Source organism: Mucilaginibacter lappiensis, assembly GCF_900155965.1.
GTDB lineage: Bacteria > Bacteroidota > Bacteroidia > Sphingobacteriales > Sphingobacteriaceae > Mucilaginibacter > Mucilaginibacter lappiensis.
This window is the reverse complement of the sequence record NZ_FTMG01000003.1, coordinates 444,962-463,497: the sequence shown is the minus strand read 5'-3', so window position 1 is coordinate 463,497 and position 18,536 is coordinate 444,962. Positions and strand designations below refer to the sequence as shown.

Below are 18,536 nucleotides of genomic sequence, written 5' to 3'. Positions count from 1 at the left end.
CAATATTTAATTCTAATAAACAATAGTATTAAGATGAAAGACAGAAAATACTTAGTCCTTTTTTTGCTCGCGATATTTCTCTTTTCGTGTAAAAAGGATAATAAACTGGTATTGCAAGATAATTATTTAGGAAACGAAACTGCCGGTAAAACAGCTATTGACACTTATTTAAATGATCAGTTTGTAAAGCCCTATAACATTGAAGTTAAATACAAATGGGATCAATCATTATTTGACCAGCAATATATTTTGGTACCACCCCAGGAAACTAACATCATGCCTTTTATGGAGGGCGTTAAAAAAGCATGGCTTGATCCATACAATGCCGAAACCGGCAGCGATGTATTCATGAAAATATATACACCCAAACAAATGATCCTGTCCGGAAGTGCCGAAATAAATACCGATGGTACCGAGGTACTGGGTGAAGCTTCAGGAGGGCTCACTATTTTATTGACCAATGTTAATGGTACAGATTTAACAGATGAGGGCGCAGTAACACAATTGGTGCATGTTATTAACCATGAATTTACCCATATCCTTAACCAGAAAAAGGTGATACCTGTTGAGTATGCCAAGGTATCTGCCGGGGATTACAGCGGAAACTGGGCCACCGCCAAGGAGATTCCATTGCAATTGGGCTTTATTTCGGCATATGCAAGGGATAAATATACAGAGGATATTGCCGAAATGGTTTCATGGATGCTTACTTGGGGTAAGGATGGATACGAGGCTTATTTGAACAAAACCATTATTGATCCAACAGATCCGGCTAAGAAACGGCTTATCCCCGATCCGGCTTATGCTGCGGGCATTGCCAAAATGAGGCAAAAAGAAGCCATTGTGGTAGATTATTTTAAGAAGAATTTCAACATTGATTTTTACAGTTTACAAACACGGGTACATGCCTCTATTGCCACCATAAGCAATAATTAGATGATAACCGGTTTAATGACGCGCAAAGCGTTGAGTATAATGTAAAATAAACTAATTAAGACATACAATGAAAAGATATATTTACCCGGCATATTTATTATTACTGCTGATAACAAGTTTATCGGCATGTAAAAAAAATGATCCCGACTATTTTGGCAAAACACCTACCGAGCGAAGCACAGCAGCGCTCAGCAAGTACCAGACGCAATTAACCAGTGCCCCAAATGGCTGGAAAGCTATTTTATATCCCAATGGTGGCGGCATATATTTATTTTCCATAAAGTTTGGAGCCGACAACAGAACAACCATGCTTTCTGATATAGATGCTGAAACATCAACTACCGCAGTGCAAAGCGCCTATAGTATAAAACAACTACTAGCGCCATCATTAGTGTTTGATACTTACTCCTATATACATCTGCTTTCAGACCCTACACCAGCTTTACCTGGCGGTAATCAGGGTTCGGGCTATTCTTCCGATTTTGAGTTTTCGTTTGATAAAATGAGCGGTGATACCATAACCCTGATAGGCAATAAAAATGGAAGCAAACTGACCTTGGTAAAAGCTGCGACAGCAGCCGAATACACCTCTTTTACAACAGGTACCTCAATTGTGTTTGATAAACTGAGCGTACTACGAACTTATTTTAAAAGAATAACAATAGGTGGCATAGATTGCGAACTCAATATTGATAAAGTAAATAAAATACTAAGTCTTTCTTATCTGGATGGTAACACAAATTTTAAAACAGTTTCCAGTAACTTTTATATTGACGGTACAACTAATAACATTGTACTGAGTACCCCTCTTTTAGTCGGCAAAACGTCAATAACAACCATAGAAAAAATAACTGGTGATGCAGTTAATCATACGGTCAATCTAACGGTAAATAGTAATGCTATACAAATAAAAGAGGCTATTGCACCTTTGAAATATGATTTAACTGCTGCTGCTACATTTTTCAATAAACCATCAAATGGAGCATATTGGTCTTCAAATACCGGCTTTACTGTGGATAATGTTTCAGATGCCTATAAGGTAAGCACTATACCAAATTTTGGTTTTTTATTATTTTATCCTGCCTATCGGCCGACATATAGCAGGCTTGGGTTTATTTCTAATAATGCTTATGGGGCCTACGGGCCTGCTCCTGTTGCATCGTTTCCTGCCAATGGAAAAATAGTATTTAACAATTTTGGATCATTCGGAACCGCACCAGCTGCTATAGCGCCAATTGTAAAGGCAACTTCTGATAAGTTTTTTGATCCAAATGGTTACTATGTTATCGCAACTGGCCCCAAAACTTATGACTTAGTTAATGCTACTGATGCCCGGGCATGGATTAGTTTTTATTAGTACCGACAAGCCGTATAATCACTAAGGCTCTATCCTGTAAATGGGGTATCCTTAGTGATATGTATGGTTTAGAGGTTTATTATAAAGTATGCAAACAAGTCCCGCTAATTAGCGGGACTTGTTTGCATTAAAGAGATGATCTAATCCTTTTGCTAATATTTTACATTCATCCCTTACATCAAATTTACATTACCCTGGCGGCATGAAATAACCTGCGTTATGATGGTTTACATAAATTAGTACAAAATAAAATTATATAATTGATTTTCAACTATATAAATCAATGTAAACCATGAAATGTGTAAACCATGTAAACCCACTTTTGTAACGAAATGACCCGCCTGTTCAGCGTAATAGATATTTGTCCAAAAAGATAGCATGAAGAAGGGAATTCGACCGGGAGTTAGTAGCCAAAGAGTTTTACAGTTATCCAGACAAGCCTATTCTCACTAAAAATTAGCGTTTGAACACCAACTCCAGGCGTGTTCATCAGCAAAAAAAAGAAAATCCCGATAATCTTTACTATCATTGGTTACAAATCAGTTTTACCTAAATGATCAACAACCTTTATAAAAACCTACATGCCGAAGCCTTAATAAGTGATGAATCCCTCGAAAGGCTTCGACAAAAAGAAGAAAAGCCTGTATTGTTTTCTGTCCACTGGGAAATCAAAACCTTATTATATGTAGGTGTACTACTGCTTACTGCCGGTTTAGGTGTTTTGATCTATGAAAACATTGACAGCATTGGCCATCAGTTTGTTTTGCTGCTAATAGCGCTCATCTGTATTGGTTGCTTTGCTTATTGCCAAAAAAAGGCTCTACCATTTAATACCGAAAAAGTAAATTCACCTAACGCTTATTTTGATTATATTTTGCTGTTGGGTAGTCTCAGCTTTGTAACCTTTGTCGGTTATCTACAATTCGCTTATGGAGTGTTTGGTACCAATTATGGCATGGCCACATTTGTTCCTATGCTGGTATTATTCTTCATTGCTTATTATTTTGATCATTTGGGTATCCTTAATATGGCCATTGCCAATTTAGCTGTGTGGATGGGTGTATCAGTTACCCCTAAACAACTATTGGCAGATAATAATTTTAACAGTGGAACTATCATTTATACCTACTTGCTTTTAAGCATTTTGCTGCTTACAGGCGCCTGGTTAACACAACATTTCAATTTTAAAAAGCATTTCAAATTCAGCTATCAGCATTACGGCATCCATGTTGCTTACATCACACTGTTAGCCGGTTACTTTCATTATTATGATTCAGGCCTTGCCATGGTATTTATGTTGGGCATATTACTATTATCATTACTGATGTACAGAGATGCCTATAAATCCAAATCATTCTATTTTTTACTCCTGGTGATACTGTACTCTTATATTGCTGTAAGCTCTTTAGCTGTAAGAGTTTTCCTTTCAATGGGTGATACCGCCGGGGCAGTGTATTCGATGCTGATTTACGTTATCGGATCAGGCATTGGCCTTATACTCCTGCTAATCAATCTTAACAAAAAACTTAAAACGGCATGATCATCTATAATAAAACCTGGTTGGCTAATTTGCGATTGCAGGCAACTTTAAAAAAAGACTTGCTGCATGGCTATATCACTCCCGTTGAATTTAAATCAATTACAGAAAAATACCCGGTGGGCTTTTACACGCCTAATTTGTTTGCACGGATTGGGTTATTTATACTAACCTGTATTATTGTTTCATTTGGCGATGGCCTTATAAGTTTGCTGTTTTCAAGCTCAGGATTGATTGATAGTTTTGGATGGTTCTTTTTCTTAGGGCTGGTCAGTTATGTTGGCCTGGAGTTGATGGTGAGCAGCAACCATCATTTCAGATCAGGGGTTGATGACGCTCTTTTATTTATATCAGGATGCTTATTTGTAACAGGGTTTGTTCTGATGTTCTCCCGTCTGGATGATGGCACCCATTACTGGCCCTTGTCAGGAATTGTTTCCTTATTGATGCTTTACCTGAGCATTCGCTTCGCCGATATGTTAACGAGCATTATTTGTTGTATTTCTTTTTTGGCGTTTATGTTTTTCGGGTGGATAAAAATTGTACCTGCTGGTTTATCAACCGCTCCGTTTGCAATGATGCTGGTTTCAGGTGGCATTTATTGGCTTTCCCGTATCAATAGTAAAAAGGAAAAATTCATTAATTATGACAACGTTTTTGTTATTACACAGGTTGTAGGCCTGGTAGCCTTATATGCGGCGGGCAATTATTACGCGATCCAAAAATTGAGCAGTGAAATGGCAAACCATACGGGGCCAATTCCGTTTGGAGCATTCTTCTGGGCATGGACAGTACTATTGCCATTTATTTACATAGTGTTGGGCATCAAGAAAAAAGATGTGATACTGCTGCGTACCGGCTTGCTGCTGATAACTGCTGCTGCGGTGACTTTTCGTAACTATTATCACGTACTGCCCGTTGATATTACCCTTACTATTATAGGAGCGCTGGTACTTGGTATTGTTTATGCCATCACGAAATACCTTAAAATACCAAAGCACGGATTTACCTGTGCCGAAACAGAGGATGGACATCTAATGGATCACCTGAAAATAGAGTCGCTGGTTATTGCCGAAACATTTTCACACGCTCCATCGGCCCCGACAGACGAAGGCGTGAAATTTGGAGGAGGTGATTTTGGCGGAGGCGGATCTGGTGGTGGCTTTTAAAAGTTGAAACAACTTTATAAAGAGAATGTCAGTATTAAAAAACACGCTAAGTGACCCGGGTATTTAAAATATCTTTGCAACCTAAAGGATGAAAAAGGGGGATTACATAAGTAAGATGGGGTTGTGATAATAGCTGATAAGTGTAAACCACGTAAACCCACTTTTGTAATAAAATGGCCGCCCATTTAGCGTAATAGTTTATCAATAGACATTAAATTTCAGATTCGGCATATCTTTTAAAGCCATCTAATACGGCCTGGCAAAAATCTTTTTGCATATCAAGGGGCTGGGTGTTTTCAGGTTCAAAAGTTTCTGTTATTCTTACTCCGTTATCTGTAGTAAAAGTTATTGTTGACTTACGGCCATCGTCAAGTGTATAAGTGATTAGTTCATGGATTTTGATCTCATCATAAGTTCCTTTAAAGTCGAAATGAAAGCTCCCACCTTTTAATTCCATCACAAAAAGGAACCTGCCAGCCGCCTGCAAATCATTTTCCACCTTAGGAGTTCTCCACTCGTCAGTTGGATTATTCCATTGCATAATGTGCTCCGGCTTCGTCCATCGGGCCCAAACTGTTTCAATTGTGGCATCTATTTCTACTTCTGCGGTAATGGTCGTTTTGTTGTTGCTATTCATGATACAAAAGTAACGTGCATACCATGCGCGTAAAACAGGTAGAAACGACAAATTAGGGGTGATTTGCGACAGATTGCATATCGTAGTCTTGAACTGTAAAATTTGTTCGTTAAGTAAAGCAAACGTTTGCGCTGTATTTGTGTATCCCAGGATGCCGAAAATGGGAGGCTGATAACTTAACTTTCGGGTATAATTTATTCTTGTAATAGCAAGGGATAAAACGATCACCAGCGATGAAAAGAAATTTATTGATCATAATTGTTTTGTTGAGTTGCTCTTATGCCAGGCAGACATTTGCCCAGCAGACAGCCACGACAGCGAAAAAGGAAATATCGTTACAGCACGGAGCGCATAGGTTGGGCCGCAGAAATGATGCAGATATGGCCCGATGGAGGGCGTATGGCTTAGGACAGTTTATTCACTGGGGATTGTATTCCATACCTGGGGGCGAATGGAATGGTAAAATCTATAACGGCGCTGCCGAATGGATCAGAACCTGGAAAGAAGTGTCTCCCCAAGCCTATGATTCATTAATTTACCGGTTTAACCCAATAAAGTTTAACCCCGATTCATGGGCTGCTGTGGCTGGCCGGATGGGTGTTAAGTATGTTACTATTACCACTAAGCACCATGATGGTTTTTGTTTGTGGCCTAGTAAGTACACTAATTTCACGGTCGCTCATTCGCCTTACAAAAAGGATATTATAGGCCCGCTGGTAAAAGCTTATAATAAGCAGGGAATAGATGTGATCCTATATTTTTCCATAATGGACTGGCACAATCCCGATTGGCGTTACGACATTAAGACCCGCGATGATAGTATAGCCTTTAACCGGTTTAAGCAATTTACCCGTAACCAGTTGCTTGAATTGCTAACACGCTACCCAACCGCCAAGGGGCTTTGGTTTGATGGTACCTGGGATAATTCATGGGTTAAACAAGCAGCCTTTGCCGATTCGCTTGAAACAGAGATGCGAAAATTGCGCCCAGGCCTTATTATCGGCAGCCGGTTTCGCGCTGATGAATATGGTAAGCGGCATTTCGATTCGAACGGTAACCTCATGGGCGACTATGAACAAGGCTGGGAACGTAAGATTCCCGAAAAAATAGAGGATGTTCACGGAAACGATTGGGATTGCGTGATGACCATTCCGGAAAACCAGTGGGGCTATGCTAAAACATGGAGTGGACATATTAAAACCGCCGATGAACTATTAGAGATGTTGGCGAAATGCGTTTCACTCGATGGTAATTTTGTACTCAATTTTGGCCCCAAACCAGATGGAACCCTCAGGACAGAAGAACAAACCCTGGCCAAAGCCATAGGCGACTGGATGACCGTAAATAAAGAGGCTATCTATAACGGCGAATACGCAGGTTTCGCCAAACAAGATTGGGGATATTTTATAAAAAACACCGGTACTAATAAAACCTATATGGTGATATTTAATGTACCGGTATCGGGCTTATTACGTGTAACTACCCCTTTACATACCGTGATTAATAAGGCTTATGATCTGGGTAACTTAACGCAAACTTATACGCCGGAAGAAATAGGAACATCCACTTATTTTATCCATCTCCATCAACAAACGCCTAAAAAACCTTTTGTTATTGTTTTGGAAACTGGTGAAACAGGTAAAAGCCACGGAACCGGATATGAAAAAGCAAAAACCTAAGTTGGTACTACAAATGAATATGAAATATATGATCCACGTGAGATACACTTTGTTGCTCATGATAGTTGTTTGCGTTAAGGTACAGAGCGGCAACGCGCAACAAGTTCGTTCTGCATCCTCAAGACAAGTTATACCTTTTAATAGCGACTGGCAGTTTAAAAAAGCGGCATATAAAACCAACATTGCATTGGCAACCGCCGATTGGCAAACTGTTTCTGTTCCCCATACCTGGAATAATAAGGATATTCAAAAAGGAAAAGGTTTTTACATGGGCGATGCTTTTTATAAAAAAAATCTTAGAGCAAGCGATTCATGGAAAGGGAAGCGTATTTTTATTCGTTTTGAAGGTGTAGGTACGGTGGCCGATGTCTATGTCAATAATAAATTGATCGGGGAGCATAAAGGCGCTTATGCTGCATTCTGCCTTGATATCAGTAATTCGCTGCGTTACGATACGGTTAATACTATACTGGTAAAAGTTAATAACGAGGAACGCCCGGATGTTATCCCCATCAATAATAAATTGTTTGGGGTATATGGGGGCATCTATCGCCCGGTAAGTTTAATTGTTACGAGTAAGATCAATATCAGTACTACTGATTACGCCTCATCGGGAATTTATATTAAACAGGATGTAAGTGCAAAAAAAGCCAACATAAGCGTAACCGCTAAAGTTGAGAATAAGGAAACACAGATACAGGAGATAACTGTAAAAACGATTATCAGAGATAGGGCTGGCAAAATAGTGAAAGAGGCACAGCAACTGGAAAAAGTAAGACCGCAAGGTATAAATATAATTGCTCAGCAGTTATCGTTAGTCAACCCGCATTTATTGAACGGCAGAAAAGACCCTTATTTATATTCGCTTACTACATCTATTATTAAACAAGGTAAAACCATTGACGAAGTTACCCAGCCTCTTGGGCTCAGGTATTTTTCAATTGTGCCGGGTAAAGGATTTTACCTCAATGGACAACCTTATCGCCTATATGGGGTTTGCCGCCACCAGGAATGGCAGGATTATGGAAGCGCCCTGAGCAATGAACAACACAGGTCTGACCTCGATATGATCTACGAGATAGGGGCAACTTCCATCCGCTTTGCACACTATCAGCAGGCCGACTATATTTATGCCAAATGTGATAGCATGGGTTTTGTAATTTGGGCCGAAATTCCGTTTGTAAATGCGGTGTCGACACAGGAAGGGGACAATGCCAAACAACAGCTTGCCGAATTGATCAGGCAAAATTATAATCATCCTTCTATTTACAATTGGGGGTTACATAATGAAGTTTATTCCAGCTCGGCAGATGGATTCGTGCCGGTTTTAACGCGCGAACTTAATGATATTGCCAAAACGGAAGACTCCGGTAGGTCTACTGCAAGTGTAAGCGGATATGGTGAAATTGACCGTCCGTCAAACCTGGCTGCCGATATACAAGGCATCAACAGGTATTATGGTTGGTATGAAGGGAAAATATCAGATCTGAAAGATTGGGTTACCGGGTTGGAAAAAAACTATCCCGATTATAAAGTGGTACTTTCTGAGTATGGGACTGAGGCCAATATAAATCAGCAGCAGGAAAATGTTGGTGAAACCGGCGATCCGGGCGCGCAGTTTTGGCCGGAAACTTATCAAACCAAATTTCATGAAATACAATGGGGCATTATCGAGAAGCATCCTTACCTGGTTGCCTCATATGTATGGAATATGTTCGATTTTTCGGTGCCGTCTGCCAATGGAGGCGGCGTACCTGCCCGTAACATGAAGGGGTTGGTTACCTATGACCGTAAAGTGAAAAAAGATGCTTTTTACTGGTATAAAGCCAACTGGAGTCAGGATCCTGTACTTCACATTAGTGGCCGCAGAGACTCAGTTCGGGTTGAAGCAATAACAGTGGTAAAAGTGTTCTCCAATTTGCAAAATGTTACCTTGTACCTCAATAATAATAAATTGGGTCAACCTGAAACTGGTACTACTTCGCATGATTTTGTTTTTAAAAACGTGCACCTGCAACAAGGTACCAACGAGTTAAGAGCAGAAGGGAACAGGGATGGTAAAATAATAACAGATCGTATTACCTGGTATTTAAAGAATTAAGTACAAAAAAAGGATATTCATTAATGAATATCCTTTTTTAATTATATAGAAATGAATTGAGCTATCGTCTCATATACTTGCGTGACGTTATTTAACCACGAATATATTATCTGAAATATTGGCGTCCAGAAATACTCCTGTATTTATTTCAACGGCTTTTACGACCCTATCCGTTTTAAAAGTAAAACAGATAAGTTGTGGATTTTGCTCCCATATAGCAGGTGTTTGGTGAATAATTTTGCAGGTTCCATCCAGGCAGGTAATTTTAACATCAAACGGAATATAAAATCCACCGGTATTTTTAATGGTGATGGAATAGCCGTCTTTGCTTTTGTTTACTTTTTGGAGTGACAGATCGATATAACTATTACTGAAGAACCAGTTATTAAAGAACCAATTGAGGTTTCGGCCAGATTTGTCACTCATAGAATTAAAATAATCCCAGGGAACCGGATGTTTATCATGCCAATTGTCCATATAGCCCTTCAATGATTTTTTAAACAGTTCATCGCCCAGTAAATCTTTCAAAGCAAAATGACTTAATGCAGGTTTGCCATATTCATTATTAGAAAGTCCATCTCTCAATTCGCTGGATGGCGTAATGATTGGCAGGTCTTCGGGAGCCGACGGATCACTTATCCATGGCTTCACCCTGAGTTCTGTCCATAGGGCATCCGTGTTTTCCTGGCCTATCTCTGTTGCGCCTATAAGCCGTTCAAATGTTGTTGCCCATCCTTCATCCATAAAACCATAGCGGCTTTCGTTAGTACCCATATAAAAAGGAAACCAGGTATGCGAAATTTCATGATCCAATAAAAGTTGAGCAAAGCTCAGGTCATCTTTGTGGCTGGCGTTAACCATCATAGGGTATTCCATATCGGCATAGCCCTGAAAAATCGTCATTTTGGGGTATGGATAGGGTACACCCGGTAAATTGTTTGAAAACCACTTTAATGCATATTGCCCAAACTTAACCGCTGAGTGAAAATCGGCGGCATTATCCAGGTAAGCCGCCTGGATACTTGCTCTTCTGTGGGTTGAATGATCAACCATTATACTTGCGGCGTCCCAAACATATTGATCGCTTACCCCCACTGCCATGTCGCTGATATTATCTGCTTTCCAGACCCAGGTATTGAGCTTGTTTTTTGTAGTAATGTTCTTTTGGCTAAGATCAGTTGGCGTAACTATATGTATGATAGAGTCGCTGTTTATGGAGCGTTCCAAGCGTTTGGCGTACTCCGGCTGTAATACCTCTTTTGGGTTTTGTAAGGTGCCTGTTGCCCATACTAAAAAATCAGCTGGTGCTTTAACCCGCAGGGTGTAATCATTAAAGTCGTTATAAAATTCCTGAACGTCTAAAAAAGGGAGTTTATCCCAACCGTTATAATCATCATAAACGGCCACCCTCGGATAAAAATAGCCTAAATAAAAGGAGGTGGAATCAATAGCCCCTTCACGACCAGCACCCAGAGCGAGTTCAAAATGCCAGGTAATATCCAATTTTACAGATTGATGTGGCAATAATGGTTTTGGCAAGGCGATAGGTTGATTAGTTGTAGCATCCTCATTATTTACTGCTACAGACTGGCCATCTATTGAAAAACTATCCATTTGAACACCCTGGGTTAAATAGTTGGATTGCGCATTAGCAAAACGGGCAGCTCCTGGTTTGTGTATATTCATGATCAGTTTCATGTTCAACTCCTTCAGCGTATCAGGGCTGTTATTGCTGTAGACGATCTGTTCGGTTCCCCGGATATTTCTGTTTGGGGGCAATACGGTTAAGGTAATGTTGTAACTGCCGTGATTTTGCCAGTAGTTTTTTCCGGGTTTACCATCTATCGACCTGGTTTTGTTTTTGAAGGCTTGTTTCAGATCGCGAGGGTAGTAGAAACATTGCGCACGTAATGGTGCATGTTCAATATGCAGGAGGGCGATTATTAAGGATAGGAGTGATAGGCTCTTTTTGATGAATTTTAAATCTGCTGTTAAATATTTCATGGTAGATGTTTGGAACCATGACACATTTAACAGCAGATTACCCTGACTACAATCTGAAAAATATTATACTTTTATGAAAAGCATAGTCAAATTCAGTGCTTGTTTTTTGTCAGGTTTTGCATTATCGCTTCAGCTACTTCAAAAAAAGTATCCAGTTTTTCTTCGCTGATGCCGGTATTGGCCAATTCATTTACCTCTTTTACTTTTTTTTCGATATAAGGAATTGACAGTAAGGCATGAGGAGATAAAGAGATATAATGCTGACGCCTGTCGGCAGGGTTTGTTTTTACGGTCAGCATTTTTCTTTGTTCCAATGAAAAAACAATGCTCACCACTCTTGATTTATCAACATGTAATAATTCGGCTAATTTATTCTGGGTGATCGGTCCTTTTTGTTGGGCCAAAATTAACAATACCTCAAAATGATGATTTACCTTAATTGATGATAATTCTTTGGCAAGGTTCTTATTGTATAAATAATTGATCAGTCTTAAATTTTCTGATATCAGCTGTGTATTTTTCATAGATCGCTACGCTATTTGTTATGGTCGTTTGCTGCCTGCTTTTCGGAATTGTGTTTTTCATTAGCTTCGGCAATATCGTATTCCAGTTCGGGATCAATATTCTGGGCCTCTACTTTTCGGGCCTTTTCCATTAATTCTTCATGATGCTCCTGCAAATAAGCCAGTTGTTTTTTGCCGTAAGAGAAACGGGTAAATAACACAAAGAGCACAGGCACAATAAATATGGAAATGGTTGACGATGCTATCATCCCCCCTAAAACGGTAATCCCGATAGTATTCCTTGATTCGGCGCCGGCGCCTGTTGCCAAAACAAGCGGTAATACACCTAAAATAAATGCCAGAGAGGTCATAATGATGGGACGCAAACGCAGACGTACAGCTTCCAGTGTCGATTTGATCAATTCCTCTCCACGGTCGACCCTTATTTTAGCAAATTCAACGATGAGGATCGCGTTTTTTGCCGAAAGACCAATCAATGTGATCAATCCTATTTGGGCATATACGTTATTGGTGACCGTAGGCACAACAGTAAGCGCCAGGATGGCACCAAAGGCACTGATGGGAACCGCAAGCATTACCGAAAAAGGTACCGACCAGCTTTCGTACAACGCGGCCAGGAACAGAAATACAAAAACGATAGAAAAGAGAAAGATATAAATGGTGGTTGAACCCGCCTTGATCTCCTCATAACTTAAGCCCGAAAATTCATAGGTATAACCGCGCGGTAACGTTTTTGTCGCTAATGCTTTTAACGCTTCAATAGCCTGACCGCTGCTGTAGCCCGGAGGTATAGAACCATCAACTTCGGCCGAGCGGAAGATATTAAAGTGCGTTATAAGCGGGGCTGCCACTATAGGTTTGTAGCTGATCACGGTACTTAATGGCAGCATTTGTCCAACAGAATTACGCACATAGTATTTGTTCATGTTGGATATAAGTGCACGATAAGCAGTATCCGCTTGCACAACTACGTGGTAGGTTCGGTTATATAAGGTAAAGTTGTTGACAAATAAACTACCCATATAGGCCTGCATGGTTGAGAAAACATCCGAAATATTGATGCCCAGCTTTTCGCATTTCTCGCGGTCAACGTTAAGCTCGTAGCTTGGCGTATGTGCCGAAAAGTAGCTATAAGCGCCTGCTGTGGCAGGATTGGCCTTTGCTGCTGCCACAAACTTTTTAACCACTTTTTCAAAAGCATAAATATCGTCGGTGGTATTTCCCTGCTCAATTTGCATACTGAAGCCGGCCGCCTGACCTATACCCCTGATGGGCGGGGGTTGTGCTACCACTACGTTAGCATTTTTGATGCCCGCTTTGGCGATCTTTTGTTTGATCACATTCATGAGCCCAGGTACCCGCGTATTCGGGGTAGTACGATCATCCCAGGGGGTAAGCATACAAAACATGGATCCGTTATTGGAGTTGGCCCCACCATTAAGTATATTAAAACCAGATATGGCCGTATAATGCAATATACCAGGTGTTGACGCTACTATTTTCATCAGCTTCTCCATCACATTAACTGATTGAATAGTTGATGAAGCCTCTGGTAGTTGGTAGGTTACATATAAACGCCCACCGTCTTCTGCCGGCACAAATCCAGATGGTTTAATCCTGAACATGAGATAGGTACCTACGCAAATACACACCAGTATGATCACAATATACCGGGCCCCTTTAATACTGCGGTGAACACCGTTGGTATATTTCAGGGTGATTTTTTCAAATCTCTTGTTAAAAGCATCAAAGAATTTGGTGAGCCAGTTTGATTTTTCGGTTACTGGGGGAGTTGGCCTTAACAGCAAAGTACAAAGGGCAGGTGTTAATGATAATGCAACAAATGCCGAAAGCATAACCGATATGGCGATGGTGATGGCAAATTGCTGATATAAACGGCCAACAATACCCGGAATAAAGCCCACCGGTACAAATACCGATGCCAGGATCAATGCTATCGCAATTACCGGTGCCGCGATCTCCTTCATGGCCTGATAGGTAGCTTCCTTAGGAGACAACCCCTTTTCATCTATATAATGCTGTACCGCCTCTACCACAATAATGGCGTCATCCACCACAATACCAATGGCCAGCACAAAACCGAACATGGTTAGGGTGTTTATGGTAAATCCTAACGGTATGAAGAATATAAACGTTGCCAGAATGGATACCGGGATGGCCAGTATAGGGATCAACGTTGAGCGCCAGTTTTGAAGGAACAAGAATACCACAATGGCCACTAAAGCTAAGGCTTTAATCAAAGTGCCTATTACCTCCTGCATGGATACCTTAATGATGGTTATCGATTCAAAAGGCACCACATAATCCACATCTTTTGGGAAGGATTTTTTTAGTTTGGCAAGCGCCGCGTAAACATTCTCGGCGGTTTGTAACGCGTTACTTCCCGGCGATTGATATACCTGTATGGTTGATGCCCGGTTTCCGTCAACAAACGCGTTGCTGGAGAAAGTGAATTTACCCAATTCAACCCTGGCCACATCTTTGAGGTAAACTAGTTGCCCGGTTCCGGGGATGCTTTTCACTACAATTTTTTCGTAGTCCGAAACTTTACTCAGCATCCCATTCACCAAAATTCCTGTTTCAAAAGTTTGTGACGATTGTTGAGGCGGAGCTCCGGCAGAACCTGCGGCAACATAAACATTCTGAGCATCCAGTGCAGCTGTAACATCTGCGGGCGTTAAACTGTAAGATGCCATTTTATCCGGATTGAGCCAAATGCGCATACTGAAATTATCAGTACGTGCACTAACATCGCCCACACCAGGAACACGGAGTATGGCATCCTGAATAAAGGTATTCGTATAGTTATCCAGGAAGGTAATGCTGTGCGTATGTTTAGGTGAGTAAATCGCGACCAACATTAATTGATCGGGGTTACTTGCACGTACCGTTAGGCCCAGTTTACTTACAACCGAAGGTAATAAGGGCGTGGCTATGCCAACCCTGTTCTGAACGTTAAGTGCTGCGATGTGTACGTTGGTGCCTATTTTAAAGGTTACTCTTATACCCATGCTGCCACTGTTGGTGTTGGTACTGGTCATATATTCCATGCCCGGTGTGCCATTTACCTGTTCCTCAATGGGGGTAGCTAAATTTTGCTCAACTGTTTGAGCATCCGCGCCGGTATACGATCCGTTTACCGACACGCTTGGCGGTGATATATTAGGATATTGGTCAACCGCCAGATTGAAAAGGCAGATCAATCCCGCTATCATTAGTACCAATGATATAACAATAGCGGTTACCGGCCTTTTTATAAATGTATTTGAAACCATCCTTGTTAGCTTTTATGTAATTCACGGGATTTGGCAATCTCATATTCCAGTTCCGGATCAATGTTCTGAGCTTCAACTTTCCTTGCTTTTTCACGCAGGTTTTCTTTGTGGGCCTGTAAATATTCCAACTTTTCTTTACCGTAGGAGAAGCGGGTTATGAGAACAAAAAGTACAGGGACAATAAATATGGCCAGTGTTGAGGCCGCGATCATGCCACCTAAAACGGTAAAACCGATAGTCCTTCGTGCTACCGCGCCAGCACCTGTTGCCAATACTAAAGGCAATACCCCCAAAACAAAAGCAAGTGAGGTCATGATGATGGGGCGTAAACGAAGGCTCACTGCTTCCAATGTTGATTTGATCAGCTCTTCACCCATATCTACCCTTACTTTGGCAAACTCCACAATCAGGATCGCGTTTTTGGCGGCAAGACCGATTAAGGTGATGAGACCAATTTGAGCGTATACGTTATTGGTTAAACTCGGCACCATTATTAGGGCCAGAATTGCACCCATGGCACCTACCGGTACTGCCAGCAGCACGGAAAAAGGAACTGACCAGCTTTCATACAACGCTGCCAGGAACAAGAATACAAAGGTGATAGAAAACATGAATATATAAATAGTGGTTGAACCAGCCTTTATTTCCTCATAACTCAAACCCGAAAACTCGTACTCATAACCTTGTGGTAAAATCCTTTTGGCCAGATCCTGCATGGCGGCAATAGCTTCGCCACTGCTATGTCCCGGGGCCGAAGATCCATCGACCTCCGCAGTGCGGAAAATGTTAAAGTGCGATATCAGCGGCGGCGCGTCAACAGGTTTATAACTGATGAGTGTACCTAATGGAACCATGTCACCTGCTTGATTACGCACATAGTATTTATCCATATTAGATACTACTTTTCTAAAGGCTGTATCAGCCTGTACCACCACGTGAAATGTTCTGTTGTAGGTAGTAAAATCATTGATGTAAAGGCTACCCATATAAGCCTGGATAGTGGTGAACACATCAGCCACATTTACACCTAATTTTTCGCATTTCTCCCGATCTACCGTTAAACTATAGTTGGGTGTATGTGCGGTGTAAAAGCTGAATGCCTTGCTTATTACTGGGTTTTTATTAGCCTCGGCCACAAAGTTTTTCACTACTTTTTCAAAATCCTGTAGGTTATCGCTGGTGTTACGCTGCTCAATCTGGAGACTAAAGCCTACAGTTGTGCCAATACCCGGAAGAGGCGATGGTTGTATAACTTCTACGTTGGCATCTCTTATACCGGCATCGGCAATACGTTTTTGCAACTCACCAATAATTCCGGGTACCTGCTCGGTAGTTTTGCTACGCTCATCCCAGGGGGCAAGCTGGCAATAAATAGTACCGTTGTTGGAGTTACTGGCGTTAGTTACCACGTTGAGACCCGAGAGGGCAGCATAGTGGGCTACACCCGGCGTAGATCCGATAACTTTCATGAGTTTAGACATCACATCAACGGAGGCAGCCGTAGAAGACGCCGGCGGCAACTGGAAAGTCACATACAGGTTGCCATCATCCTCGGACGGAATAAAGCCCGATGGTTTATTCTGAAATAAGAAGTAAGTGCCAACACAAATACACACCAAAATGATCACCACAAAGCGGGATGCTTTAATACTTTTTCTTACCCCTTCGGTATAACTGGCTGTTACGCGTTCAAACCAACTGTTGAACTTAAAGAACAATTTGTTAATGCCTTTTGCTTCTTTATCAATATGCGATGGTTTTAATAGCAGGGTACACAGCGCTGGGGTTAAAGAAAGCGCTATAAAAGCTGATATGATCACCGATATGGCGATGGTAATAGCAAATTGCTGGTATAAACGCCCCACAATACCCGGAATAAAACCTACCGGAACAAACACCGCAGCTAATATCAACGCGATGGCAATTACCGGCGCCGAGATATCTTTCATGGCCTGGTAGGTAGCCTCTTTAGCCGACATGCCATCATGGTCAATATAATGCTGCACGGCTTCCACCACGATAATGGCATCATCCACTACAATACCTATGGCCAGTACAAAACCAAACATGGTCAGGGTATTGATGGTAAAGCCTAAGGGAATAAAAAAGCAAAATGTACCAAAAATAGATACGGGGATTGCCAACACCGGGATCAATGTTGATCGCCAGTTTTGTAGGAAAACGTATACTACAACAGCAACTAATGCCAGGGTTTTTAATAGCGTTCCTACCACATCTTCCATAGAAACTTTAACTACAGTAACTGACTCAAAAGGTACGCGGTATTCTACATCTGAAGGGAAGTTGGTTTTTAATTTGGCCAGAGCTGCGTATACACCATTGGCTGTTTCCAAAGCGTTACTGCCTGGCGCCTGGTAAATTTGCAGATAGGATGCTTTATGCCCATCGACAAAGGAGTTACTTGAAAAAGTAAATTTTCCTAATTCAACTCGGGCAACATCTTTCAAATAAACCAGTTGACCTGTTGCCGGTACCGTTTTTACAATAACTTTTTCAAATTCAGATACTTTGCTTAGCCGCCCGTTCACCAGGATACCCAACTCATAGGTCTGACTTGATGCCTGTGGCGGCACACCGGCTGTACCGGCTGCTACCTGCACATTTTGTGCATTCAGGGCGGTGATCACGTCCTGCGGTGTTAAGCTATAAGCCGCCATTTTATCCGGATTCATCCAGATACGCATACTGAAATCATCCGTAAAACGGTTGATACTGCCTACACCGGGTACGCGTAATAAAGCGTCCTGTATAAAAATGTTGGTATAGTTATCCAGAAAGGTGATGTTATGCGTTCCTTTTGGAGCATAAATGGCTACCATCATCAGCATACTGGGGTTAACCGCACGTACGGTAAGCCCAAGCCGGCTTACTACGGCCGGTAATAGGGGAGTAGCAATACTCACCCTGTTTTGAACATCAAGTGCGGCAACGTCAATGTCTGTTCCCATTTTAAAGGTCACATTCATGCTCATTTGCCCGTTATTGGTGTTATTACTTTGCATATATTCCATGCCTGGAGTTCCGTTTACCTGTTCTTCAATAGGGGTGGCTACGGTTTGTTCAACGGTTTGCGCATCGGCACCGGTAAACTGACCGTTCACCTGTACAATAGGCGGCGTAATATCCGGATATTGATCTATCGGTAAAAGCAGTATACTCACTGTACCGGTAATAATCAGTACAATAGATATAACTATAGCAGTTACAGGTCTTTTAATGAAGGTATTAGCAATCATACAATACTTTTTCTAAAAATTTCAGATTGTGTTTTTTAG

The 18,536-nt window shown here is 41.3% G+C and carries 11 protein-coding genes; 6 read left to right on the top strand and 5 right to left on the bottom strand.

The genetic code is table 11. From position 1 onward, the window contains the following. The first annotated feature begins 33 nt into the window (after nucleotides 1-33). The 4 genes from BW976_RS09250 to BW976_RS09235 all read left to right on the top strand — a co-directional run bounded on the left by BW976_RS09250 (nucleotide 34) and on the right by BW976_RS09235 (nucleotide 4,999). A complete protein-coding gene (locus BW976_RS09250) occupies nucleotides 34-936 on the top strand; it encodes a substrate import-associated zinc metallohydrolase lipoprotein (RefSeq protein ID WP_076372671.1) in 903 nt (300 codons plus the stop codon). 67 nt (nucleotides 937-1,003) lie between these two features. Then, nucleotides 1,004-2,293, top strand: a complete 1,290-nt coding sequence (locus tag BW976_RS09245) for a DUF4302 domain-containing protein (protein WP_076372669.1) — start codon at nucleotides 1,004-1,006, stop codon at nucleotides 2,291-2,293. Nucleotides 2,294-2,846: 553 nt separating this feature from the next. Beyond that, the gene (locus tag BW976_RS09240; protein ID WP_076372667.1) at nucleotides 2,847-3,833 is read left to right on the top strand and encodes a DUF2157 domain-containing protein; all 987 of its coding nucleotides are present in this window, start codon (nucleotides 2,847-2,849) and stop codon (nucleotides 3,831-3,833) included. Beyond that, entirely contained in the window at nucleotides 3,830-4,999 is a 1,170-nt protein-coding gene (locus BW976_RS09235; RefSeq protein WP_076372665.1) for a hypothetical protein, read from the top strand. Before BW976_RS09240 ends, BW976_RS09235 begins: the two co-directional genes overlap by 4 nt. 211 nt (nucleotides 5,000-5,210) lie before the next feature. On the opposite strand, the gene BW976_RS09230 is transcribed toward BW976_RS09235, so the two are convergent. Then, complete coding sequence (locus tag BW976_RS09230; RefSeq protein ID WP_076372663.1) at nucleotides 5,211-5,636, bottom strand: SRPBCC domain-containing protein; 426 nt, start codon at nucleotides 5,634-5,636, stop codon at nucleotides 5,211-5,213. Nucleotides 5,637-5,869: 233 nt separating this feature from the next. Here BW976_RS09230 and BW976_RS09225 point away from each other — a divergent pair, with 233 nt between their 5' ends. Together BW976_RS09225 and BW976_RS09220 are read left to right on the top strand one after the other, a co-directional pair. Further along, the gene (locus tag BW976_RS09225; protein WP_076372661.1) at nucleotides 5,870-7,315 is read left to right on the top strand and encodes an alpha-L-fucosidase; all 1,446 of its coding nucleotides are present in this window, start codon (nucleotides 5,870-5,872) and stop codon (nucleotides 7,313-7,315) included. Beyond that, nucleotides 7,296-9,416 carry a glycoside hydrolase family 2 protein gene (locus BW976_RS09220; protein ID WP_217696224.1) on the top strand — a complete coding sequence of 707 codons (2,121 nt, stop codon included), beginning with the start codon at nucleotides 7,296-7,298 and terminating at the stop codon, nucleotides 9,414-9,416. Before BW976_RS09225 ends, BW976_RS09220 begins: the two co-directional genes overlap by 20 nt. Nucleotides 9,417-9,503: 87 nt before the next feature. Here BW976_RS09220 and BW976_RS09215 read toward each other — a convergent pair whose 3' ends face one another. The 4 genes from BW976_RS09215 to BW976_RS09200 all read right to left on the bottom strand — a co-directional run bounded on the left by BW976_RS09215 (nucleotide 9,504) and on the right by BW976_RS09200 (nucleotide 18,497). Then, entirely contained in the window at nucleotides 9,504-11,420 is a 1,917-nt protein-coding gene (locus BW976_RS09215) for a M1 family metallopeptidase (RefSeq protein ID WP_076372659.1), read from the bottom strand. Between the two features lie 92 nt (nucleotides 11,421-11,512). After that, entirely contained in the window at nucleotides 11,513-11,944 is a 432-nt protein-coding gene (locus tag BW976_RS09210) for a MarR family winged helix-turn-helix transcriptional regulator (RefSeq protein ID WP_076372657.1), read from the bottom strand. A gap of 11 nt (nucleotides 11,945-11,955) precedes the next feature. Beyond that, nucleotides 11,956-15,240: an efflux RND transporter permease subunit gene (locus BW976_RS09205; RefSeq protein ID WP_076372655.1), complete on the bottom strand. Its 3,285-nt coding sequence runs from the start codon at nucleotides 15,238-15,240 to the stop codon at nucleotides 11,956-11,958. Between the two features lie 5 nt (nucleotides 15,241-15,245). After that, entirely contained in the window at nucleotides 15,246-18,497 is a 3,252-nt protein-coding gene (locus tag BW976_RS09200) for an efflux RND transporter permease subunit (protein ID WP_076372653.1), read from the bottom strand. Nucleotides 18,498-18,536: the final 39 nt, after the last annotated feature.